This window comes from Enterobacter sp. BNK-16, from assembly GCF_048684955.1.
In the GTDB taxonomy this organism is placed as follows: Bacteria; Pseudomonadota; Gammaproteobacteria; order Enterobacterales; family Enterobacteriaceae; genus Enterobacter; species Enterobacter bugandensis.
Genome location: NZ_JBLQTQ010000001.1, coordinates 4026004 through 4049247, shown reverse-complemented (window position 1 = coordinate 4049247; position 23244 = coordinate 4026004). Strand labels below are relative to the sequence as shown.

23 protein-coding genes are annotated in these 23244 nt (G+C 55.4%); 12 read left to right on the top strand and 11 right to left on the bottom strand.

Annotated elements, in window-relative coordinates:
• Nucleotides 1–21: 21 nt before the first annotated feature.
• Together znuB and znuC are read right to left on the bottom strand one after the other, a co-directional pair.
• A complete protein-coding gene (gene znuB, locus ACMGGH_RS19505) occupies nucleotides 22–807 on the bottom strand; it encodes a zinc ABC transporter permease subunit ZnuB (protein WP_041909449.1) in 786 nt (261 codons plus the stop codon).
• Nucleotides 804–1559 (bottom strand): zinc ABC transporter ATP-binding protein ZnuC, encoded by a 756-nt coding sequence (gene znuC / locus ACMGGH_RS19500; protein ID WP_028013621.1) that lies wholly within the window; start codon nucleotides 1557–1559, stop codon nucleotides 804–806. Before znuC ends, znuB begins: the two co-directional genes overlap by 4 nt.
• Before the next feature lie 77 nt (nucleotides 1560–1636).
• On the opposite strand from znuC, the gene znuA reads away from it, so the two are divergent.
• From znuA to lpxM, 3 genes are all read left to right on the top strand, one after another.
• On the top strand, nucleotides 1637–2581 hold the full coding sequence (gene znuA / locus ACMGGH_RS19495; RefSeq protein ID WP_420299211.1) for a zinc ABC transporter substrate-binding protein ZnuA: 945 nt from the start codon (nucleotides 1637–1639) through the stop codon (nucleotides 2579–2581).
• Nucleotides 2582–2596: 15 nt separating this feature from the next.
• Nucleotides 2597–3916 (top strand): murein DD-endopeptidase MepM, encoded by a 1320-nt coding sequence (mepM, locus tag ACMGGH_RS19490; RefSeq protein ID WP_088205060.1) that lies wholly within the window; start codon nucleotides 2597–2599, stop codon nucleotides 3914–3916.
• A gap of 120 nt (nucleotides 3917–4036) precedes the next feature.
• Entirely contained in the window at nucleotides 4037–5008 is a 972-nt protein-coding gene (lpxM, locus tag ACMGGH_RS19485) for a lauroyl-Kdo(2)-lipid IV(A) myristoyltransferase (RefSeq protein ID WP_028013618.1), read from the top strand.
• A gap of 48 nt (nucleotides 5009–5056) precedes the next feature.
• On the opposite strand, the gene pyk is transcribed toward lpxM, so the two are convergent.
• Together pyk and ACMGGH_RS19475 are read right to left on the bottom strand one after the other, a co-directional pair.
• Nucleotides 5057–6499: a pyruvate kinase gene (gene pyk / locus ACMGGH_RS19480; protein WP_028013616.1), complete on the bottom strand. Its 1443-nt coding sequence runs from the start codon at nucleotides 6497–6499 to the stop codon at nucleotides 5057–5059.
• 139 nt (nucleotides 6500–6638) lie between these two features.
• A complete protein-coding gene (locus tag ACMGGH_RS19475; RefSeq protein ID WP_028013615.1) occupies nucleotides 6639–7508 on the bottom strand; it encodes a MurR/RpiR family transcriptional regulator in 870 nt (289 codons plus the stop codon).
• A gap of 358 nt (nucleotides 7509–7866) precedes the next feature.
• On the opposite strand from ACMGGH_RS19475, the gene zwf reads away from it, so the two are divergent.
• From zwf to kdgA, 3 genes are all read left to right on the top strand, one after another.
• A complete protein-coding gene (zwf, locus tag ACMGGH_RS19470) occupies nucleotides 7867–9342 on the top strand; it encodes a glucose-6-phosphate dehydrogenase (RefSeq protein WP_028013613.1) in 1476 nt (491 codons plus the stop codon).
• A gap of 234 nt (nucleotides 9343–9576) precedes the next feature.
• The gene (gene edd / locus ACMGGH_RS19465) at nucleotides 9577–11388 is read left to right on the top strand and encodes a phosphogluconate dehydratase (protein WP_041909456.1); all 1812 of its coding nucleotides are present in this window, start codon (nucleotides 9577–9579) and stop codon (nucleotides 11386–11388) included.
• Nucleotides 11389–11427: 39 nt separating this feature from the next.
• Entirely contained in the window at nucleotides 11428–12069 is a 642-nt protein-coding gene (gene kdgA / locus ACMGGH_RS19460) for a bifunctional 4-hydroxy-2-oxoglutarate aldolase/2-dehydro-3-deoxy-phosphogluconate aldolase (RefSeq protein WP_014884307.1), read from the top strand.
• A gap of 42 nt (nucleotides 12070–12111) precedes the next feature.
• Here the strand turns inward: kdgA and purT are convergent, their stop codons facing one another.
• Nucleotides 12112–13290: a formate-dependent phosphoribosylglycinamide formyltransferase gene (purT, locus tag ACMGGH_RS19455; RefSeq protein ID WP_048956532.1), complete on the bottom strand. Its 1179-nt coding sequence runs from the start codon at nucleotides 13288–13290 to the stop codon at nucleotides 12112–12114.
• A gap of 170 nt (nucleotides 13291–13460) precedes the next feature.
• Between purT and ACMGGH_RS19450 the strand changes: the two genes are divergently transcribed.
• Together ACMGGH_RS19450 and ptrB are read left to right on the top strand one after the other, a co-directional pair.
• Nucleotides 13461–14111: a tellurite resistance TerB family protein gene (locus ACMGGH_RS19450; protein WP_049138841.1), complete on the top strand. Its 651-nt coding sequence runs from the start codon at nucleotides 13461–13463 to the stop codon at nucleotides 14109–14111.
• 85 nt (nucleotides 14112–14196) lie between these two features.
• Nucleotides 14197–16257 carry an oligopeptidase B gene (gene ptrB, locus ACMGGH_RS19445; protein ID WP_232948497.1) on the top strand — a complete coding sequence of 687 codons (2061 nt, stop codon included), beginning with the start codon at nucleotides 14197–14199 and terminating at the stop codon, nucleotides 16255–16257.
• Here the strand turns inward: ptrB and exoX are convergent.
• The 3 genes from exoX to ACMGGH_RS19430 form a co-directional block, all read right to left on the bottom strand.
• Complete coding sequence (gene exoX / locus ACMGGH_RS19440) at nucleotides 16254–16916, bottom strand: exodeoxyribonuclease X (RefSeq protein ID WP_232948498.1); 663 nt, start codon at nucleotides 16914–16916, stop codon at nucleotides 16254–16256. The genes ptrB and exoX overlap by 4 nt on opposite strands.
• A 24-nt stretch (nucleotides 16917–16940) precedes the next feature.
• A complete protein-coding gene (locus ACMGGH_RS19435; RefSeq protein WP_045260312.1) occupies nucleotides 16941–17591 on the bottom strand; it encodes a nitrilase-related carbon-nitrogen hydrolase in 651 nt (216 codons plus the stop codon).
• A gap of 110 nt (nucleotides 17592–17701) precedes the next feature.
• Nucleotides 17702–17932, bottom strand: coding sequence for a DNA polymerase III subunit theta (locus ACMGGH_RS19430; RefSeq protein ID WP_013096102.1), 231 nt, complete (start codon nucleotides 17930–17932; stop codon nucleotides 17702–17704).
• Nucleotides 17933–18068: 136 nt separating this feature from the next.
• On the opposite strand from ACMGGH_RS19430, the gene yobA reads away from it, so the two are divergent.
• Genes yobA through ACMGGH_RS19415 form a run of 3 tightly spaced genes read left to right on the top strand, consistent with a single transcriptional unit; the run spans nucleotide 18069 to nucleotide 19666 of the window.
• Nucleotides 18069–18440, top strand: a complete 372-nt coding sequence (gene yobA, locus ACMGGH_RS19425; protein WP_045260311.1) for a CopC domain-containing protein YobA — start codon at nucleotides 18069–18071, stop codon at nucleotides 18438–18440.
• 1 nt (nucleotide 18441) lies between these two features.
• On the top strand, nucleotides 18442–19311 hold the full coding sequence (gene copD, locus ACMGGH_RS19420; RefSeq protein WP_126327002.1) for a copper homeostasis membrane protein CopD: 870 nt from the start codon (nucleotides 18442–18444) through the stop codon (nucleotides 19309–19311).
• A 16-nt stretch (nucleotides 19312–19327) separates the two neighbouring features.
• Nucleotides 19328–19666: a YebY family protein gene (locus ACMGGH_RS19415; protein ID WP_028013604.1), complete on the top strand. Its 339-nt coding sequence runs from the start codon at nucleotides 19328–19330 to the stop codon at nucleotides 19664–19666.
• 439 nt (nucleotides 19667–20105) lie between these two features.
• Here ACMGGH_RS19415 and ACMGGH_RS19410 read toward each other — a convergent pair whose 3' ends face one another.
• Both ACMGGH_RS19410 and ACMGGH_RS19405 read right to left on the bottom strand, forming a co-directional pair.
• The gene (locus tag ACMGGH_RS19410; protein WP_028013549.1) at nucleotides 20106–20981 is read right to left on the bottom strand and encodes a benzoate transporter; all 876 of its coding nucleotides are present in this window, start codon (nucleotides 20979–20981) and stop codon (nucleotides 20106–20108) included.
• A gap of 172 nt (nucleotides 20982–21153) precedes the next feature.
• Nucleotides 21154–22095, bottom strand: a complete 942-nt coding sequence (locus ACMGGH_RS19405; RefSeq protein ID WP_232948549.1) for a VirK/YbjX family protein — start codon at nucleotides 22093–22095, stop codon at nucleotides 21154–21156.
• Nucleotides 22096–22263: 168 nt separating this feature from the next.
• Between ACMGGH_RS19405 and pphA the strand changes: the two genes are divergently transcribed.
• Nucleotides 22264–22908 (top strand): protein-serine/threonine phosphatase, encoded by a 645-nt coding sequence (gene pphA, locus ACMGGH_RS19400; protein WP_232948550.1) that lies wholly within the window; start codon nucleotides 22264–22266, stop codon nucleotides 22906–22908.
• A gap of 34 nt (nucleotides 22909–22942) precedes the next feature.
• Here pphA and ACMGGH_RS19395 read toward each other — a convergent pair whose 3' ends face one another.
• A complete protein-coding gene (locus ACMGGH_RS19395) occupies nucleotides 22943–23182 on the bottom strand; it encodes a YebV family protein (protein ID WP_008500472.1) in 240 nt (79 codons plus the stop codon).
• Nucleotides 23183–23244 lie beyond the last annotated feature (62 nt).

Genomic DNA, 23244 nt, shown 5'->3' with positions numbered 1-23244 from the left:
GCGCCACCGGGGACATGCTCACTACTGCGCGGTCTTTTTCATCATACTGAAAACAAACAACACCGCCGCGCTCAAGACCACCGACGGCCCTGCTGGCGTGTCATAAAACGCCGAAAAGGTTAACCCGCCCGTGACGGCGATCATCCCGATAACCACCGCGATACCGGCCATCTGCTCTGGCGTACGTGCAAAACGGCGCGCCGTGGCGGCAGGGATGATCAGCAGCGATGTTATAATCAGCGCGCCGACAAACTTCATTGCGACACCAATCGTTAACGCCGTCACCAGCATCAGCAGCAGCTTCACGCGCTGCAGCTTCACGCCGTCGACAAACGCCAGATCCGGGCTGACGGTCATTGCCAGTAAATTCCGCCACTGCCACAGCAGAATACCCAGTACCACCACCACGCCAATGGCGATCGCGATGAGATCGTCAGGCGTTACGGCCAGCAGATCGCCAAACAGGTAGGCCATCAGGTCAACGCGGATATTTGACATCAGGCTAACAACGACCAGACCCAGCGACAGCGCGCTGTGCGCCATGATGCCAAGCAGCGTATCAATCGCGAGGTGAGGGCGCTTCTCCAGCCAGACCAGACCGGCTGCCAGCAGCAGCGTGACCACAATTACCGCGTAAAAGGGATTCACATCCAGCAGCAAACCAAAGGCAACGCCCAGCAGCGACGCATGCGCCAGGGTATCACCGAAGTAAGACATTCTGCGCCAGACCACAAACGAGCCGAGTGGGCCTGCGGCGCAGGCAAGCATAACCCCGGCCAGCCAGCCGGGCAGTAACAGTTCAATCATGAGTGTCCATTTCCCCGACGCAGAACGATTCGTCCCTGCAAATCATGGCGGTGATTATGATGATGGCGATAAATGCCAAGCTGTTCAGCGCCGCGAGGGCCGAACATGGAGATAAATTCCGGGTGCATTGAGACCACTTCAGGCGTGCCGGAACAGCAAATGTGATGGTTGAGACACAGCACTTCGTCGGTTTTCGCCATCACCAGATGCAGGTCATGGGAGACCATCAGCACGGCGCAGTTCAGTTCGCGGCGCAGCTGGTCGATCAAATCATAAAGCGCGACCTGACCATTGACGTCCACGCCCTGGGTTGGCTCATCCAGCACCAGCAGCTGCGGGCTGCTCAGCAGCGCACGGGCCAGCAAAACGCGCTGCGTCTCACCGCCGGACAGCTTCTGCAACGGCGCGTCGATAAGGTGGCCCGCCTGCACGCGCTTCAGCGCCGGGAGAATATCGGCTTTTCGCGTGCCCGGACGCAGACGCAGAAAACGATTTACCGTCAGCGGAAGGGTGGCGTCCAGATGTAATTTTTGCGGCACATAGCCGATCCGCAATTTTTCCTCGCGCGTGATTACACCTTCATCCGGTGTAACCAGACCCAGCACCACGCGCACCAGAGTGGATTTACCTGCGCCATTGGGGCCGAGCAGCGTCAGAATTTTTCCGGGCTTGAGATCCAGCGATACGTCAGAGAGGACGCGGCGCTGGCCAAAGGAGACCGAAATATTGTCGAGAGAAACCAGAGTCGTCATGTCAATTTAAGCTTGAAGAAGTCAACGAATGTTATAATATCACATTCCACGCATTCACTACGATGATTAGTCGCATTATGTTACATAAAAATACGCTTCTTTTCGCAGCATTATCCGCTGCCCTTTGGGGAACAACCGCACAAGATGTTAACGCTGCCGTTGTTGCTTCGCTTAAACCGCTTGGATTCATCGCGTCGGCCATTGCCGATGGGGTAGCGGAAACCCAGGTTCTGCTCCCTGACGGGGCCTCAGAGCATGACTATTCTCTGCGTCCGTCTGATGTAAAACGCTTACAAAACGCAGACTTAGTCGTCTGGATTGGTCCGGAGATGGAAGCATTCATGCAGAAATCCGCCAAACAGATTGCTGATGAAAAACAGGTCGCGATTGCCGGGCTTTCCGGCGTGAAACCGTTGCTCATGAAAGGGGCCGATGATGACGGTGACGAACATGACCATCACGCTGCAGAGGGTGAAAAAGGTGATGGAGATCACCATCACGGCGAGTACAACATGCATCTCTGGCTATCCCCAGAGATAGCGTGGCTTTCAGCGGTTGCAATCCATGACAAATTAGTGGAACTTATGCCGCAAAGTCGAGCCAAACTAGACGCCAACCTGAAGGATTTTGAGGCACAATTAGCCGCAACCGATAAGCAGGTAGGTAATGAGCTCGCACCGTTGAAAGGAAAAGGGTATTTCGTTTTTCATGACGCCTACGGCTACTACGAAAAACACTACGGCCTGACCCCGCTTGGGCACTTTACCGTCAACCCTGAAATTCAACCTGGTGCGCAGCGTTTACATGAAATCAGAACACAGCTGGTTGAGCAGAAAGCGACATGCGTTTTTGCTGAGCCACAGTTCAGGCCAGCGGTCGTAGAAGCCGTGGCCAGGGGAACATCCGTGCGCATGGGAACCCTTGACCCGCTAGGTACGAATATCCAGTTGAGCAAAGCGAGCTATTCGCAGTTCCTCAGCCAACTGGCGAACCAGTATGCGAGCTGCCTGAAAGGAGATTAACGAGGAAGTGAATACGTGCAACAGATAGCCCGCTCTGTCGCCCTGGCATTTAACAATCTGCCTCGACCCCACCGCGTTATGCTGGGGTCGCTTACAGTTCTCACCTTAGCGGTCGCCGTCTGGCGGCCCTATGTTTACCACCCGAGTTCTGCCCCTATCATTAAAACCATCGAGCTTGAAAAGAGCGAGATCCGCTCTTTGCTGCCTGAAGCCAGCGAGCCTATCGACCAGGCCGCTCAGGAAGATGAAGCTATCCCTCAGGATGAACTGGACGATAAAACCGAGAACGAAGCGGGGATCCACGAATACGTTGTCTCTACCGGTGACACGCTGAGCAGCGTGCTCAACCAGTACGGTATCGACATGGGCAATATCAGCCAGCTGGCCGCTGCGGATAAAGACCTGCGTAACCTGAAAATCGGGCAACAGCTCTCCTGGACATTAACGGCGGATGGCGATCTTCAGCGTTTGACCTGGGAAATGTCCCGCCGCGAAACCCGCACCTATGACCGCACTGCAAACGGTTTCAAAATGACCAGTGAAATGCAGAAAGGCGACTGGGTTAACAGCGTGATGAAAGGTACCGTGGGCGGAAGCTTTGTTTCCAGCGCCCGTGATGCGGGCCTGACCAGCGGTGAAATCAGCGCGGTGATCAAAGCCATGCAGTGGCAGATGGATTTCCGTAAGCTGAAGAAAGGCGATGAGTTTTCCGTCCTGATGTCCCGCGAAATGCTGGACGGCAAGCGCGAGCAGAGCCAGTTGCTGGGGGTGCGTCTGCGCTCCGAGGGAAAAGATTACTACGCCATTCGCGCTGAAGACGGCAAGTTCTATGATCGCAGCGGTACAGGCCTTGCGAAAGGCTTCCTGCGTTTCCCGACGGCGAAACAGTTCCGCGTCTCCTCTAACTTTAACCCGCGTCGTTTGAACCCGGTTACCGGCCGCGTTGCGCCTCACCGCGGGGTAGACTTCGCGATGCCGCAGGGCACGCCGGTGCTGGCCGTTGGCGATGGCGAAGTGGTGATGGCAAAACGCAGCGGTGCTGCGGGTTATTACGTGGCTATCCGTCACGGTCGTACCTATACCACCCGCTATATGCACCTGCGCAAGCTGCTGGTCAAACCGGGGCAGAAAGTGAAACGCGGCGACCGTATCGCGCTCTCCGGCAACACCGGACGCTCTACTGGCCCGCATCTGCACTATGAAGTGTGGATCAACCAGCAGGCCGTGAACCCGCTGACGGCCAAACTGCCGCGCACCGAAGGCCTGACAGGTAAAGATCGTTCCGATTACCTGGCGCAGGCGAGAGAGGTGATACCGCAGCTGAGCTTAAACTAAGCTCTCTGTTTTGTGAAAAAAGCCGGTGTCAGCATGCGCCGGCTTTTTCTTTTGTGCGTGGGCGACTGCCTCGCTACACTATCTGAATAATTTTTTGCGTCACCAGACCCTGGAACCAGCATGGAAACAAAAAAAAATAATATTGAATACATTCCTGAGTTTGAAAAATCCTTTCGACACCCGCGCAACTGGGGCGCCTGGCTGGGGGTTTACACCTTTGCGGGCATCGCTATGCTGCCTGCCGCGCTGCGCGATCCCGTACTGGGAAAAATTGGCCGTCTGGCCGGACGCTTAGGTAAAAGCGCGCGTCGTCGTGCGCAGATCAACCTCTATTACTGTTTTCCTGAAAAAAGCGATGCCGAGCGCGAGGCCATCATCGACGCGATGTATACCACCGCACCGCAGGCCATGGCGATGATGGCGGAGCTGGCGCTGAAAGGACCGGAAAAAATCATCGACCGCGTTGACTGGAAAGGGCTGGAAATCATCGACGAAATGCGTCGCAATGATGAGAAGGTCATTTTCCTCGTGCCCCACGGCTGGGGCGTGGATATCCCGGCAATGCTGATGGCTTCCCAGGGGCAGAAAATGGCGGCGATGTTCCATAACCAGGGCAATAAAATCTACGATTTTGTCTGGAATACGGTACGTCGTCGTTTTGGCGGACGTTTGCATGCGCGTAACGACGGCATCAAGCCGTTTATTCAGTCGGTACGTCAGGGGTACTGGGGCTACTATCTGCCGGACCAGGACCACGGACCCGAGCACAGCGAGTTTGTCGACTTCTTTGCGACCTACAAAGCCACGCTCCCCGCGATTGGGCGCCTGATGAAGGTCTGCCGCGCCCGCGTGATCCCGCTCTTTCCGGTTTACGACGGTAAAACGCATCGTCTGAGCATTGAAGTCCGTCCGCCGATGGACGACCTGCTGACCGCGGACGATCGCACCATCGCGCGCCGCATGAACGAAGAGGTGGAGCTGCTGGTGGGGCCGCATACCGAACAGTACACGTGGATACTGAAGCTGCTGAAAACGCGGAAGCCGGGAGAGACGGAGCCCTATAAGCGTAAAGAGCTTTACCCGAGGAAATAGAAAACCTTTACCTTGCCCCTCTCCCCTTAGGGGAGAGGGGATCGGATCTTACTCTACAGTCAGTACGCGCGTGGTATTGGTTGAGCCGATGGTGCTCATCACGTCACCCTGCGTCACGATGACGATATCACCAGACACCAGGTAACCTTTATCGCGCAGCAGGTTTACGGCATCGTGCGCCGCGGCTACGCCGTCATTGGTGCTGTCGAAGTGTACCGGGGTAACACCGCGGTACAGCGCCGTCAGGTTCAGCGTACGCTCGTGGCGTGACATGGCGAAAATCGGCAGGCCGGAGCTGATGCGAGAGGTCATCAGCGCGGTGCGGCCAGATTCGGTCATGGTGATGATCGCCGTAACGCCTTTCAGATGGTTGGCCGCATACATGGCGGACATCGCAATCGCTTCTTCCACATTGTCGAACTGGATATCCAGGCGGTGCTTGGAGACGTTAATGCTTGGGATCTTCTCCGCGCCCAGGCAGACGCGCGCCATTGCGGCCACGGTTTCTGCCGGATACTGGCCCGCCGCGGTTTCCGCTGACAGCATCACCGCATCGGTACCGTCCAGCACGGCGTTAGCGACGTCCATGACTTCCGCACGGGTTGGCATTGGGTTAGTGATCATGGATTCCATCATCTGGGTGGCGGTGATCACCGCGCGGTTCAGCTGACGTGCGCGACGAATCAGCGCTTTCTGGATACCGACCAGTTCAGGGTCGCCGATTTCCACGCCCAGATCGCCACGGGCAACCATCACCACGTCAGAGGCGAGGATCACATCGTCCATCGCATCCTGATCGCACACGGCTTCCGCGCGTTCAACCTTAGCGACGATTTTGGCATCACAGCCTGCGTCACGGGCCAGACGGCGCGCATAGTTCAGATCTTCGCCACAGCGTGGGAAGGAGACCGCCAGGTAGTCAACACCGATCTGGGCCGCCGTTACGATATCCGCTTTGTCTTTGTCGGTCAGGGCTTCCGCAGAGAGGCCGCCGCCCAGTTTGTTGATGCCTTTATTGTTGGAGAGCGGGCCGCCGACGGTGACTTCAGTGAACACTTTCATGCCCTGAACTTCCAGCACCTTCAGCTGGACGCGACCGTCGTCGAGCAGCAGGATATCGCCAGGTACCACATCAGCCGGCAGGCCTTTATAGTCGATCCCGACTTTCTCTTTATCGCCTTCGCCTTTGCCGAGGTTGGCATCCAGCAGGAATTTGTCGCCGATATTGAGGAAAACTTTACCTTCTTTAAAGGTTGATACACGAATTTTTGGACCCTGCAGGTCGCCGAGGATAGCGACGTGGCGGCCCAGCTTAGCGGCGATCTCACGCACTTTATCGGCACGCAATTTATGGTCTTCTGGCGTACCGTGAGAGAAGTTCATACGCACCACGTTGGCGCCAGCGGCGATAATTTTTTCGAGGTTATTATCGCGATCGGTGGCCGGGCCTAAGGTGGTGACGATCTTGGTTCTGCGAAGCCTTCTGGACATGTAATACTCCGTTGACTGAAACAACTTTGGTGTTGCGTGAACATTGAATCGGCCTTCATCTACTGCAAGGCAGCAAAGAGGGGGCCGAATGCCGAAAATCGTTACATCTAATTATGGGTTACGTCTTCGTTATCTACTTTCAGGGAACATCGCTCTTTATAAGCAATTCTTTATCAAAACGCGATTCCTTCAGCGCTTCCTTGACTCGCTTCAAGTTATCTCGGAATTTTGCGCCCCGGCGTAAGGTAAATCCGGTCGCCAGCACGTCGATTACCGTGAGTTGCGCCAGACGGGACACCATTGGCATATACATGTCGGTATCCTCAGGCACGTCCAGGGTAATGGCGAGAGTCGCCTCCCGCGCCAGCGGCGTGCCGGCGGTGGTGAGGGCGATTACCATGGCATCGTTTTCACGGGCCAGCTGCGCCAGCTCAACCTGGCTTTTGGTGCGGCCAGTGTGCGAAATCAGTACCACGACGTCATCCTCACTGCAATTCATACAGCTCATGCGTTGCAGCACAATGTCATCGGAATAAATAACCGGCACGTTAAAGCGGAAGAATTTATTCATGGCGTCGTGCGCCACGGCGGCTGACGAGCCAAGACCGAAGAACGCAATGCGTTTGGCCTGGGTGAGTAAATCCACCGCGCGGTTTACCGAACTCATATCCAGACTTTGACGAACGTGATCGAGCGTGGCCATGGCCGACTCAAATATTTTTGCCGTATAGGCATCTACGCTGTCGTCTTCATCCACATTACGATTAACATAGGGGGTGCCGTTTGCCAGACTTTGTGCCAGATGCAGTTTAAAATCAGGAAAGCCGCGCGTTTCCAGGCTGCGGCAGAAGCGGTTGACCGTCGGTTCACTGACGCCTGCTTCCTGAGCCAGAGCGGCGATGCTTGAATGAATTGCCTGAGCGGGCGCGGCCAGAATGACTTCAGCCACTTTTCGCTCGGATTTGCTAAGGTGTTCCAGTTGATACTGGATTTTTTCAAGCATGTTCATTGTTAACAAGGCGCTCATGGGGGTGGAAACGATTTCACTCATTGATGAAATCTTGATTCGATTAGTCGATATTACCCCTGTGGCTTCCCTAAAGGGTAACAGTCGACGAGATAATGTTGTTGTTTTTTTTCATTACTTGATCGATGTCGGGTTTTGCTATGACCCTGTTGCGCAAATTATCGACGGCTGTTGCGTCATTACGTCGCCATAATCGGCTGAGTGGCGAAAAATCGCCGTATCGCACGAGACGATAAGCGCTAATGGTTTCGGGAATGACGTAAAAGCAGTACAGTGCATTGTAATAAAATTACAACGATACCTGGCAGAAGCACCAGGTGATCCAACTGAGGAGAATGACATGGCGGTAACGCAAACAGCCCAGGCATGTGACCTGGTCATTTTCGGCGCGAAAGGCGATCTTGCACGCCGGAAATTGCTGCCTTCCCTGTATCAACTGGAGAAAGCGGGCCAAATTCATCCGGATACGCGTATCCTGGGTGTTGGGCGCGCCGACTGGGACAAGGACGCTTATACCAAAGTCGTCCGTGAGGCGCTCGAAACTTTCATGAAGGAAAAAATTGATGAAAGTTTGTGGGACACCCTCAGCGGTCGTCTCGATTTCTGCAACCTGGACGTGAATGACGTCAGCGCGTTTTCCCGCCTGGGTGCCATGCTGGATCAGAAAAACCGTGTCACCATTAACTATTTCGCCATGCCGCCAAGCACCTTTGGTGCCATCTGCAAAGGTTTGGGCGAAGCCAAACTGAACGCCAAGCCGGCGCGTGTGGTGATGGAGAAGCCGCTGGGGACGTCCCTGGCAACCTCTCGTGAAATTAACGACCAGGTGGGCGAGTTCTTTGAAGAGTGTCAGGTCTACCGTATCGACCACTATCTCGGTAAAGAGACGGTACTGAACCTGCTGGCGCTGCGTTTCGCTAACTCCCTGTTTGTGAATAACTGGGACAACCGTACCATTGACCACGTGGAAATTACCGTGGCGGAAGAGGTGGGGATTGAAGGTCGCTGGGGTTACTTTGACCAGGCCGGCCAGATGCGCGACATGATCCAGAACCACCTGCTGCAAATTCTGTGCATGATTGCCATGTCTCCACCGTCTGACCTGACGGCTGACAGCATCCGCGATGCCAAAGTGAAAGTGCTGAAGTCGCTGCGCCGCATCGACCGTTCCAACGTGCGCGAGAAAACCGTTCGCGGCCAGTACACCGCCGGGTTTGCGCAAGGTAAAAAAGTGCCAGGCTACCTGGAAGAAGAGGGCGCGAACAAGTCCAGCAATACCGAGACGTTTGTGGCCATCCGCGTGGATATCGACGACTGGCGCTGGGCGGGCGTGCCGTTCTACCTGCGTACCGGTAAGCGTCTGCCGACGAAGTGTTCCGAAGTGGTTGTCTACTTTAAGAACCCGGAACTGAACCTGTTCAAAGAGTCCTGGCAGGAGCTGCCGCAGAACAAGCTGACCATCCGTCTGCAGCCGGACGAAGGGGTGGATATCCAGATCCTCAACAAAGTGCCGGGCCTGGATCATAAGCACAACCTGCAGACCACCAAGCTGGATCTGAGCTACTCCGAAACCTTCAACCAGACGCACCTTGCGGATGCTTACGAGCGTCTGCTGCTGGAAACCATGCGCGGTATCCAGGCGCTGTTCGTGCGTCGCGACGAAGTGGAAGAGGCGTGGAAATGGGTCGATTCCATCACCGAAGCCTGGGCTGCCGATCAGGATGCGCCAAAACCGTATCAGGCGGGTACCTGGGGGCCTGTGGCGTCGGTGGCGATGATCACCCGCGATGGCCGCTCCTGGAACGAGTTTGAGTAGGATATTCCGCTAGCCCGAAAGTGTTATTTTACCGGTAACATGATCTAACACAGCTAGTGGCACAATTTTTATACTTTTAAGCTCCGCGTGGATTCACCCGCGGGGCTTTTTTTATTACACTGCCGGAAGTGATTTTGCCCCTGAGCTCCGGACAGCAAGCGTTTCAGCGTTGTTAACAACCGCCAGCGATTTTGTAAACTCCCGAGCCCGGACAGATAAATTAAAGGAGCTTTTATGAATCCTGTATTGTTACGCGTAACACAACGCATTATCGAGCGCTCGAAAGAGACCCGTTCGGCCTACCTCGCCCGCATTGAACAGGCGAAAAGCAACACCGTTCACCGCTCCCAGCTGGCCTGCGGTAACCTGGCCCACGGCTTCGCCGCCTGCCAGCCTGATGACAAAGCCTCCCTGAAAAGCATGTTGCGTAACAATATCGCTATTATCACGTCCTATAACGATATGCTCTCCGCGCACCAGCCGTATGAGGTCTATCCCAACATCATTCGTAAAGCGCTGCACAGCGTGAACGCGGTCGGGCAGGTGGCAGGGGGCGTCCCGGCCATGTGCGACGGCGTGACGCAGGGGCAGGATGGTATGGAGCTGTCGCTGCTGAGCCGCGAAGTGATTGCGATGTCTGCGGCTGTGGGCCTGTCACACAACATGTTTGATGGCGCGCTGTATCTCGGCGTGTGCGACAAAATCGTCCCGGGACTGGTGATGGCGGCGCTGTCGTTTGGTCATCTGCCTGCGATTTTCGTGCCGTCCGGCCCGATGGCCAGCGGTCTGCCGAATAAAGAAAAAGTGCGTATCCGCCAGCTGTATGCGGAAGGCAAAGCCGATCGTCAGGCGCTGCTGGAAGCCGAAGCCGCGTCCTACCATGCGCCGGGCACCTGTACATTCTACGGCACGGCCAACACCAACCAGATGGTGGTGGAGTTTATGGGGATGCAGCTTCCGGGCTCGTCCTTCATCCAGCCGGACGCGCCGCTGCGCCAGGCGCTGACCGAGGCCGCGGCCCGTCAGGTGACGCGCCTGACAGGAAACGGCAATGAATGGATGCCGATGGGCAAAATGGTCGACGAAAAAGTGATCGTCAACGGTATCGTCGCCCTGCTGGCGACCGGCGGGTCAACTAACCACACTATGCACCTGGTGGCCATGGCGCGCGCGGCGGGTATCCTGATTAACTGGGATGACTTCTCCGACATCTCCTCCGTGGTACCGCTGATGGCGCGTCTGTACCCGAACGGGCCGGCGGACATCAACCACTTCCAGGCTGCGGGCGGCGTTCCGCTGCTGATGCGCGAGCTGCTGAAAGGCGGTCTGCTGCATGAAGACGTGAACACCGTAGCCGGATTTGGTCTGCAGCGCTACACCCAGGAGCCGTGGCTGAACAACGGCGAGCTGGACTGGCGCGACGGGGCAACCGCGTCTCTTGATCCGCAGGTGATTGCCACTATCGACAAACCGTTCTCCCACCACGGCGGTACCAAAGTGCTGAGCGGCAACCTTGGCCGCGCGGTGATGAAAACCTCTGCCGTGCCGGAAGAGAACCAGGTTATCGAGGCCCCGGCGGTAGTGTTTGAAAGCCAGCACGACGTGTTGCCTGCCTTCGACGCCGGTCTGCTGGATAAAGACTGCGTGGTGGTCGTGCGTCATCAGGGGCCAAAAGCGAACGGCATGCCAGAATTACATAAACTTATGCCACCACTTGGTGTATTATTGGACCGCCGTTTCAAAATTGCGTTAGTGACCGATGGCCGCCTGTCAGGCGCATCCGGCAAAGTGCCTTCCGCCATCCACGTCACGCCTGAAGCCTACGACGGCGGCTTGCTGGCGAAAGTGCGCGACGGCGACATGATCCGCGTGAACGGCCAGACTGGCGAGTTAACCCTGCTGGTGGATGACGCGGAGCTGGCGGCACGTCAGCCTCATATTCCTGACCTGAGCGCATCGCGCGTGGGGACCGGACGCGAAATGTTCAGCGCGCTGCGTGAGAAGCTCTCCGGTGCGGAGCAGGGCGCAACCTGTATTACGTTTTAAGACGACTTGATTTTAACGATCTGGCGAGAGAGAACTCTGATGAAAAACTGGAAAACAAGTGCAGAAGCAATCCTGACCACTGGCCCTGTCGTGCCGGTTATCGTGGTAAACAAGCTGGAGCACGCTGTGCCAATGGCGAAAGCGCTGGTTGCGGGCGGCGTTCGCGTTCTGGAAGTGACCCTGCGTACCGCCTGCGCGATGGATGCCATCCGCGCCATCGCTAAAGAAGTGCCGGACGCCATCATCGGTGCGGGTACCGTTCTCAACGCGCAGCAGCTGGCGGAAGTGACCGAAGCCGGCGCACAGTTTGCCATCAGCCCGGGCCTGACCGAGCCGCTGCTGAAGGCCGCGACCGAAGGCACTATTCCCTTGATCCCGGGCATCAGCACCGTTTCTGAACTGATGCTGGGCATGGACTACGGTCTGAAAGAGTTCAAATTCTTCCCGGCGGAAGCGAACGGCGGCACCAAAGCGCTGCAGGCAATTGCGGGTCCCTTCTCTCAGGTACGCTTCTGCCCGACGGGCGGTATCTCCCCGGCTAACTACCGCGACTACCTGGCGCTGAAAAGCGTGCTGTGCATCGGCGGCTCATGGCTGGTTCCGGCGGATGCGCTGGAAGCGGGTGACTGGGATCGCATCACGAAACTGGCTCGTGAAGCGGTTGAAGGCGCGAAGCAGTAAGCCACATGCAGCATGAAAAACGGGCCTTTCGGCCCGTTTTTTTTATCCTGCTACCTGAACGTTCGCAGCCGCCGCTTTTGCTCTTGCTACGGCCTCGTCAACGTTATCCCCGGTGGCTAACGCCACGCCCAGACGACGCGTACCGTCGATCTCCGGCTTGCCGAACAGACGGACCTGCAGGCCTGCGCCCACCGCGCCTTCGACGTTATCAAACGTCACATTCTGGCTGGTCAGCTGCGGAAGGATCACCGCCGACGCCGCCGGGCCGTACTGGCGAATGCCGCCAACCGGCAGGCCGAGGAAGGCGCGCACGTGCAGGGCGAACTCCGAGAGATCCTGCGAAATGAGCGTGACCATACCGGTGTCGTGCGGGCGAGGGGAGACTTCGCTGAAGATCACTTCGTCACCGCAGACGAACAGCTCCACGCCGAACAGGCCATAACCGCCCAGGGCCAGAACGGTTTTACGGGCAATCTCCCGGGCACGCTCCAGCGCCAGGTCGCTCATCTGCTGCGGCTGCCAGGATTCACGATAATCGCCATCTTCCTGGCGGTGGCCAATCGGGTCGCAGAAATGGACGCCGTCCACGGCACTGACGGTGAGCAGAGTGATTTCGAAATCAAACTTCACCACGCCTTCGACGATCACGCGACCGGCACCGGCACGGCCACCCTGTTGCGCATAATCCCACGCGCTGTCCAGCGCGCTGCTGTCGCGAATAAAGCTCTGACCTTTCCCGGAAGAGCTCATCACCGGCTTAATGATGCACGGGTAGCCAATCTCTTCAACGGCCTGCAGGAATGCGGCTTTGTCACCCGCAAAACGGTAGCTTGAAGTAGGTAGCCCCAGCTCCTCCGCCGCCAGGCGGCGAATGCCTTCACGGTTCATGGTCAGCTTTGCGGCTTTCGCGCAGGGCACCACGCGCTGGCCTTCCTGCTCAAGGGCGATCAGCGTATCGGTTGCGATAGCTTCAATTTCCGGCACGACAAAATCCGGTTTCTCCCGTGCAATGAGCGTGCGCAGGGCATCACCGTCCAGCATGTTAATCACATAAGAACGATGGGCGACGTGCATGGCGGGCGCGTCGGCGTAGCGGTCTACGGCAATCACCTCCACCCCTAAACGCTGACACTCAATGGCGACTTCTTTACCCAGTTCGCCCGATCCCAACAGCATTACGCGCGTCGCCGCAGGTCGCAGCGCGGTTCCTAAACGAGTCATAACATTCCCCCTGAAAAAGATGCGCGCAGTATAAACGAAAACGTTTGCGTCTGTCTTGCGCACGGCAAAAGGGCAGACCAGAAATTTGCGCTTCTTTAGGCTTGATGGACATTTCCTGACGCCTGCTCGCTTACGCTGGAGAACATGTTAACCGTTAAGCGAGGGAAACCATGTCAGGCTGGTTAAATCAACTGCAATCCATGTTAGGGCAGAAAACGTCTGGTTCCGGCGAGCAGGGGCTGAGCAAACTGCTGGTACCGGGGGCGCTCGGTGGGCTGGCAGGGCTGCTGGTTGCCAATAAATCCTCACGCAAGCTGCTGGCGAAGTACGGTACCGGCGCGCTGCTGGCCGGGGGCGGCGCTATCGCCGGCACCGTGCTGTGGAACAAATATAAGGACAGGGTGCGAGCGGCGCACCGCGATGAACCTCACTATGGGGAGCATACTTCTCCGCTGGATCTGCGCACGGAGCGGCTCATCCTGGCGCTGGTTTTCGCCGCCAAAAGCGACGGGCATATTGATGATAAAGAGAGAGCGGCTATCGAACAGCAGCTGCGCGAGGCGGGTGTTGAAGAACAGGGCAGAACGCTGGTGGCGCAGGCCATTGAACAGCCGCTCGATCCGCAGCGTCTGGCACTGAGCGTGAAAAATGAGGAAGAGGCGCTGGAACTCTATTTTCTCAGCTGTGCCGCCATAGATATCGATCACTTTATGGAGCGTAGCTACCTTAACGCCCTCGGCGACGCGCTGAAGATCCCTCAGGACGTGCGCGAGGGGATAGAAAAAGATATCGGGGAACAAAAACAGGCGCTACAGGGCTAACTCGCGCCCCCGTGGTCATGTTTCGCTTGCATCATGCGCGGGTTTTGCCAACCTTATAGGGTGTAAAACTTAAAAGAATGATGACATGCCACCGAAAGCCCGACGTACTCCTTATGCGATCGTCACGCATGGCGATACGCGCATAGACAACTACTACTGGCTGCGGGACGATTCGCGTTCCCGGCCAGAGGTGCTCGACTACCTGCACGAGGAAAACGACTATGGCCGCAGGGTCATGGCCAGCCAGCAGGCGCTGCAGGACCAGCTGCTGAACGAAATGGTGCAGCGTATTCCCCAGCGCGACATCTCCGCGCCCTGGACCAAAAACGGCTATCGCTATCGCCATATCTATGAGCCGGGCAACGAGTATCCTATCTATCAACGACAGTCGGTATTAAGCGCCGAGTGGGATGAATGGGACATTCTGCTGGATGCGAACCAGCGCGCCGCCCACAGCGAGTTTTATACCCTGGGCGGTATATCCATCTCCCCGGACAACACCATCATGGCGCTGGCGGAGGATTATCTCTCCCGGCGCCAGTACGGCCTGCGTTTTCGCAATCTGGAAACCGGCAACTGGTATCCGGAAATGCTGGAAAACGTCTCCCCGGATTTTGTCTGGGCGAACGATTCCGAGACGGTCTACTACGTTAAAAAGCACGCCTCCACGCTGCTGCCTTATCAGGTGTGGCGCCATACCGTAGGCACGGACTCAGCCGATGACGAGCTGGTCTATGAAGAGAAAGACGAAACGTTTTATGTCAGCCTGCATAAAACCTCCTCGCGCCACTATGTGATTATTTTCCTCGCCAGCGCCACCACCTCGGAAGTGCTGCTCCTGGATGCCGAACTGCCTGACGCCCAGCCGCTCTGTTTCCTGCCGCGCCGCAAGGACCACGAGTACAGCCTGGATCACTTCCAGCACAGCTTTTATCTGCGTTCGAATCGTGAAGGCAAGAACTTTGGTCTGTACAAAACCAAGGTGCGCGACGAGCGCAAGTGGGAGGTGCTCATTCCCGCGCGGGATCAGGTGATGCTGGAAGGGTTCACGCTGTTTACCGACTGGCTGGTGGTGGAGGAGCGCCAGCGGGGGCTGACCAGTATCCGGCAGATCAACCGTAAAACGCGTGAGGTGATAGGGATTGCGTTCGACGATCCGGCCTACGTCACGTGGATCGGCTTTAACCCGGAACCTGAATCGTCCCGGCTGCGCTACGGCTACTCGTCCATGACCACGCCGGATACGCTCTTCGAGCTGGATATGGATACCGGACAGCGCCAGGTGCTTAAGCAAACCGAAGTGAAGGGCTTTGATTCCGACAATTACCGCAGCGAACACCTGTGGGTCACCGCGCGCGATGGCGTGGAAGTGCCTGTTTCGCTCGTTTATCATAAGGCGCATTTCCAGAAGGGTAAAAATCCGATCCTGGTCTACGGCTACGGCTCTTATGGCTCCAGCATGGATGCCGACTTCAGCAGCAGCAGATTAAGCCTGCTCGACCGCGGCTTTGTTTTCGCCATTGCCCATATTCGCGGCGGCGGCGAGCTGGGGCAGCACTGGTATGAAGACGGGAAATTCCTGAAAAAGAAAAACACCTTCAACGACTATCTCGACGTCTGCGATGCGCTGATTGAGCAAGGCTATGGCGATCCTCAGCTTTGCTTCGGCATGGGCGGCAGCGCGGGGGGGATGCTGATGGGGGCGGTCATCAATCAGCGGCCCGAACGCTTTAAGGGCATTGTTGCGCAGGTCCCGTTTGTCGATGTGGTTACCACTATGCTCGATGAGTCCATCCCTTTGACGACCGGGGAGTTTGAGGAGTGGGGCAACCCGCAGGATGAAACCTATTATCGCTATATGAAAGAGTACAGCCCGTATGACAACGTGGAAGCGAAAGCGTACCCGCACATGCTGGTGACGACCGGTTTGCACGATTCACAGGTGCAATACTGGGAACCGGCAAAATGGGTAGCAAAGCTGCGGGAGCTGAAAACCGATGACAACCTGCTGCTGCTCTGTACCGATATGGACTCCGGGCACGGGGGGAAATCGGGTCGATTCAAATCCTACGAAGGGGTGGCCCTGGAGTATGCCTTTTTGATAGGCCTGGCGCAGGATACGTTGCCAGGCCGTGTGCAGCGTTAAGCTTCACCCAGATAGTGTTTCAGGGTTAAGCGCAGCTCCGGGCTCATTTTGTCGAGGTTGTTATACAGCCAGCGCAGATAGCCCGGATCTTTATCCGCAATATCCGATACCGCTCTCCCGCGGTATTTGCCGAAGGTGAACGTCGTCAGCAGCGCAGGGCGTCCGGTGATCGTTGCCATATCATCCGGCGTCCAGCCCGATGTGTTCATAATATCTATGAGTAGCGCAGCGGTGATATAGCAGTCATACAGGGCGCGGTGATGGTGCAGCCCTTCAGGGGTTCTGACGCTGAGCTTGCGGGATTTATACAGCGCCATATTGCTGTATTTGATCCCTGGCCAGAGGCGACGCGCCAGCTTCATGGTACAAATCCACTCCCCGGGCATTTCGGGGAGTACCCGACGGTCAAAGCTGGCGTTGTGGGCAACGTACCATGGGCTGCCGTAGTAGTGCGGGATAACGTCTTCTATCCAGGGTTTATTCGCCACCATTGATTCTGTAATGCGATGGATAGCCATGGCCTGTGGGCTAATAGGACGATCGGGACGCACCAGATGGCTCATCGGGTTGACGATTTTTCCATCAACCACGTCGACCGAGGCCACTTCCACAATTCCGCCCTGAAGATCGCAAGTTTCGGTATCAATGACGCGCAGCATGAAAATCTCCTGAGCTTAAAACGCTTAGCCTAAAGGAATGATATCGCCTTGCCAACCCTGTCCGTTGCGCGTGCCGGTCAACAGGAGCTCACCCTTATCTGCCCGAACGATCAGCTGGCCTTTTTCATCCCATAACGCGCTGCCCGCGCCGGCATTTGCCATTAACACCGCGATGGCATACCTGTGCGCAAAGCGCTGCAGGGTATTGATGGACTGTCGCCAGCGGTAATCCCTCACCGACTGGCAGCTGGTGAAAAGTGTTGCCTGCGGATCAAGATTCGGTGAATCGCTTTGCCCATCGATAATCGTGAGTTGTTTATCACCCGGCACCAGGCTGGCGCCGCTCCCCTGAGGGTAACGCAGAATACGATCGCGGGAGGGGATAAAAAGCGCAAGGCCTTTCTGGCGTTGACCGTTTCGTTCAACGGGAAGCCCTGCAATGAGGGTAATGCGGTAAAAATGCGCGGCATCAAGCAATGGCTGTAGTCGATCGTCTTCGGGCGGAAGCGGTAATGCCGTCGCGCCCGGGCCGGTTAATGAGAGTTCCGGGAAAACCAGCAAATCGCACTGATGCTGTGCTGCTTCGGCAATAAAGTGGAGATGGTGCGCAATATGGTCATCTACGCTGTGATGCTGCCCGCCATACTGGGCTGCCGCAATATTCCAATGTGACATCGTGACTTCCTTATACACAGAGTCGCAGGGATTAAAGAGTACACCTAATTTAATCAGGGTTTTCTTATCCTGCCAGATTCCGCGTAAGGAAGTGTAACGAGTCGTTAAGCTTATTTAACTTTCGGCTCGTACGGCAAGCGGGAGAGGTTGACCGAGGCGAGACGGTGGGCAATTAACCTTTCGCGAAACCAGTCACGAAGATGGGCGGGCTGTTCTCGCTCCACCACTTCAGCCACGATGGGCATGTTGTAACGCTCTTTAAAGGCGACGCCAGCGGCAGCGAGATCGACATTCACTTTATCCATCTCGTCCTGAGGAAGGGCGGCCAGATTGATCTTCATTACCTTCTCCTTATTTTGCGGCGGCAACGTTACCGCGATTGCGCGACGATGACAAGCAGAGCGGGATGATCCTCGACTCGTTTATTATACAGCGTTATTCTTTAGCATACAGACATAACAAAAAGGAATGATTGTGATGGGTTTATCCGCTTCCCGCGCGGTATGCGCACTGGTTTTTTTGGCCTCAACGGTAATCTCACCCTCCGTGTTGGCGCATGCGCATCTTGAGCAGCAGAGCCCGGCAGCGGACAGCCAGGTGGCGTCACCGCAGGTGCTGACACTGAATTTCTCCGAAGGTATCGAGCCCGGATTTAGCGGCGTCGTGGTGACGGATGCGCAAAAGCAGGTGATCAAAACCGGTACCGCCACGCGAGACGAAAAGAACAAAGCACAGCTGACCGTTCCGCTGGAACAGACGCTGGCGCCGGGGGCTTACCGGGTGGACTGGCACGTGGTTTCCGTCGACGGCCATAAAACCAAAGGCAGCTATCGCTTCAGCGTGAAATAGCATGCTGGGACTGTTATACGTAGGATTGCGCTTTATCCATTTTGCGGCGCTAATGCTCGTTTTTGGCAACGCGCTTTACAGCGTCTGGTTTGCGCCTTCCGGGCTGCACCGCCTGATGGCCCGGCGTTTCCAGCTCCAGCAGAGAGTGGCGTCCATCGTCAGCCTGACCGCTGCGATCCTGATGTTTATGCTTCAGGGCGGCTTAATGGGCAACGGCTGGGGCGATGTGTTTAACCCGCAAATCTGGAACAGCGTGCTGGGAACGCAGTTTGGTGGCGTCTGGTTGTGGCAAATTATCCTCGCTGCCATCACCGTTGTCGTCGCGTGGCTCGCGCCGCTGAAAGGCTCGCGCCTGCTGCTGCTCGCCATGGGCCAGCTTATCCTGCTGGCAGGGGTAGGGCACGCGGCGATGAGCGACGGCCCGATGGGGGCGTTACAGCGACTCAATCATGCTGTTCATCTGCTGTGTGCCGCAACCTGGGTGGGTGGATTGCTGCCGCTGCTGTTTTGCATGCATCTGGCGAAAGGACGCTGGCAGAACGCGGCCATCTATACCATGATGCGTTTCTCGCGCGTGGGGCATTATGCCGTCGCAGGCGTGCTGCTCACCGGCGTAGTGAATGCGCTGTTGATTCTGGGCATCCATATTCCCTGGCAGGCTGGCTACGTGCAGTTTTTGTTGTTCAAATGTGCTCTCGTGGCGTTGATGGTGGCAATTGCGCTGGCAAATCGGTATTTTCTGGTGCCACGGTTCCGTCCGGATTCCGGGCGCGCACAACAGATGTTTATCAGGATGACACAGGCAGAGGTGGTGCTGGGCGCGCTGGTTCTGGCAACGGTCAGTCTGTTTGCTACCTGGGAACCCTTCTGACAAGGTTAACTATTAAATGAAAAAGACAGTACTTTCTCTCTTATTGCTGGCCTGCGCGGGAAGCGCTCTGGCGGCACCGCAGGTAATCACCGTAAGCCGCTTTGAAGTGGGCAAAGACAAATGGGCCTTTAATCGCGAAGAGGTGATGCTGACCTGCCGTCCGGGCCATGCGCTGTATGCGATCAACCCGAGCACGCTGGTCCAGTACCCGCTCAACGATACCGCTGAGCAGCAGGTCGCCAGCGGCAAGAGCAGCGGTCAACCAGTCAGCGTGATTCAGATTGATGACCCGGCCAACCCGGGGCAGAAGATGAGCCTGGCACCGTTTATCGAGCGCGCTGACAAGCTCTGCTGACGTTCAGGTTTCCAATAAAAAACCGCAGATGCTCGCCAAAGCACTGCGGTTTTTCACTTTTAATGATGCTCTGACGCTTTTTTTCAGGCCACTTTTGCTGTGGACTGGAAAACCTGGCGTCGTCATCTATTCTTAAAAGGCAAGGCGACTTAGCCTGCATTAATGCCAACTTTTAGCGCACGGCTCTCTCCCAAGAGCCATTTCCCTGGACCGAATACAGGAATCGTATTCGGTCTCTTTTTATCTCTATGTTTCTCAAAAGGTTTTTTGGTTATGGACCGAAAACCCCGAGAATGGCTGGACAGTTCCCTATCCTTACTAAACCATAACATACTCAGGACCGCGTACGTCCAGGGTTTTTTGGCATCTTTGTTAAAAAATTGTGGCCGGGCGATCGCTGTGGAATCTTCGTCGGTGAAGTAAAGGCCCGGTCTGATAGTTAAATAATGAATTCCCTGAATTTATCTTTGTTGTTAACGATATACTCGGGGAAACTGTCTGCCGACAGCTCTTGCCTGATTAACTTCCTGTCTCGTCCCCAGATATCTTCGGCGTTTTTTATCACCTTCATGATATGTTCCGGGTTATTGAACTCAGGCAGATCGTATTCCGTGTGGGAGATGGTGGACATTTTTTCAGAGATGCGTTCAGGGGTCATAACCCATGAGAAATGCCAGCCACTATTTTCAATGATGCGATTGTTAAGTTTGAACCAGTTCCATTTAAGCCAGGACCAGTTTTTAACGCTTCTGGTGCGTTTAAGATTTCTGAACGACTCAGGCTCGCCGCCAAAAAAATGAACGAGGTTTTTATATTTTGTGGCTCTCGGCAGTTTACATTTTCTTGGGGTGTTATCTGTATTAAAAACCTGCAGATTAAACTGATAATTATAAAAGTTCTGATAAAGCGTTGTGCAGAGTTTATTCGCGTTGATAGAGCCGATAACCTGTGGTGAAAAAATCTCGTCCACATCGGAAATTAAAATCAAATCATCATCTTTAGCACTTTTGAGGCCCTGCATGATGGCATTTCTCTGCGCGGCTTCATTCGCCCATGCATCCACCACCAGACCGTCCTGATGCTGATCGCCGCCGTCAGAGGCTTTCATGAGAGGTGTTTCATCATGCACAACATAAATAATTTTATCTTTAAAAGGACCGTATTTATTTATGTCAAAGTGAAGCTGCCGCTTTTTGCCGGTAAAGGTATGCGTTGACTCAACAATAACGAAGCGATCAACAACGCCTGCTAGCGTATTCAGCCTGATATCAAGAAGCATATCTTCATCGTAATACAAGAAGCAGTCGTAAATCATCATTAAAGTCCTTAAATTTGCGTCTACACTGCGCTTTTCCAACGCATTCGCTATTTTCATTTCGCGCAATGCTAACTGAGCACCCCTGGCATATGCAAGAGTGCTCTGCTTTATCATTCCTTTCTCAAACCGAGTGCATTCTCTGTGCTGAGAGCGAAAACGCTTGTCGCGATTAGAAATGGGACTTAACGGACGCCTCAATTTCATCAAGCAGTTCAAAGCGACGACGGTATTCAGCGCGTTTTTTACTGGCTATCTCGTCGAGGGATTTGCGCTCCATCTGCAGCGGCAGCTGCCAGCAGAAGGCGGAAAGTTTTTTTCCACCCAAAGAATCCCAGAATTCGTCATAGCTGGCGTGGAAATGACGGCCTTTGCTGAGGCGATAGCGTAGCGCGCGGAAAACGTGTCCTTCATCGCTGACGGCAAAAATGGCCCGAACAGATGACTGCGCTGCCAGCTGGAAAAGTACCTCCATCAGCACGCGCTTGGGAAACAGGCCATGGCAGGCGCGAGTTGCCAGTTTAATGGCATCTCGTGACACGCAGCGACGGGGGCCCTGAAGTCCGCCAATGACCACAACGGGCTGGCCATTGCTGCGGGCGACGCTAAAGGTCAGGCTGGCCAGAAGCGTATCCTCGTTGTCGCGCAGCCAGAGCGTACTCTCACCTTCACGCTCGGCTTTGCCAGCTGAGGACGCATTAATCGTGTAGGTCACGCCGTCTTTGACGTGGAACTGCGCAATAGGTTGTTCCTGCGCGCCGGTCATAGCCTGGGCAAGACGGCTCTCCTTCAGGCGATCGATCCAGTAGTAATGGTTAACGATAGCGTCGGCGCGATCGTTAGCCGTCAGACCGCGCATCAGGTACTGCCGATGGGTCTTGCTGGGCAACGTAATTTGCGATGTCAGCAGTTTGTCGAAATCGTCACGGCCAGAGAGGGCTTCCAGCATACGGTGGGTGGAAGACCAAAAGAGCAGGGAACGTAAAAGGAACTTCAGTCGGTAGTCGCGTTTCCGCCAGATTGGCCCCGGGACGCGTTTACCGTTCACCAGCTCGGAAATAATATTCGTGCGATGCGGATAGAAAACATCGTTATGTAGCTGTGTATTAGACACGTGAAGACCTCTCGTTTTTATCTCCCCTTATTCTAAGGAGCCAGTAAAAAGGGATTAAGAGCGCGCGGATCTTTATTTCTCTTTGGTTTACCGTTTGTTTTACTTTGTAAGGGCTGCGCTGATCTTCTTGCGCTTTTGACGGCGGCTATACTGTTAAAGGGAGGCCTTATGTATCAGCGAATAGAAGGTGGAGAGTGGCGTCACGTATGGGTTGTCAGCGACATACACGGCTGTTACCAGAGGCTCATGGAGGAACTGAAACGCCGTCATTTCAATCCTTATGAGGATTTACTTATTTCCGTTGGCGATCTGATCGATCGTGGTCCGGACAGCGAGAAATCATTGCAACTCATCAATGAGAAATGGTTTCGAGCAGTGCGGGGCAATCATGAGCAAATGGCAATAGATAGCCTGGATAATAATGATTTTGCGCTCTGGACAATGAATGGCGGAATGTGGTTTTCGCGGCTTGAGCATGAAGAGCAGCAGCGGGCGCGCTCGTTACTTAACGCATGCCGTGCGTTACCGCATATTATCGAAATTACCTGCGCGAACGGGGTGAACGTTATTGCTCATGCTGATTACCCGGCGGAGGAATACCGCTGGGAAAAACCGGTAAGCGCCCAGCGCGTGTTATGGGATCGCGACCGCCTGATGGGGTTTATGGTGGGCAAAGGGCAGGGAATTAGCGGGGCGGATCACTTCTGGTTCGGCCATACGCCCGTCGACAGAAGGTATGATTTTGGCAATCTGCACTACATTGATACGGGGGCCGTATTTGACGGTTACTTTACGCTCGCGCAGCTGCAGTAATAAATAACCCGCCTTCGGGCGGGTTCTCTTTAGGTCAGGCAAGACGCATGACCCAGGCATCAGTTTTACTATCGTAATGCTCACGGTAAAGGACAGAATGTTCGCCATCAAGTATTGCCGGGACGCTGGTGTCTGCATCCCATGCATCGAGCTGCATGCACAAATCCGGGTCGGATTTGCAGGGAATACTTAACGTTCGATCGCCTTGTGCTTCGCCGCGCAGCTCTGCGTCGTCGATCTCAAAAGCGCCAATACGCACGCTGGTTTTCGTCATAGTGCTCTCCGGGTCGGTTGTCAAAATCTGGTATGACCAGTATGGGCATCCATTTTTGATCG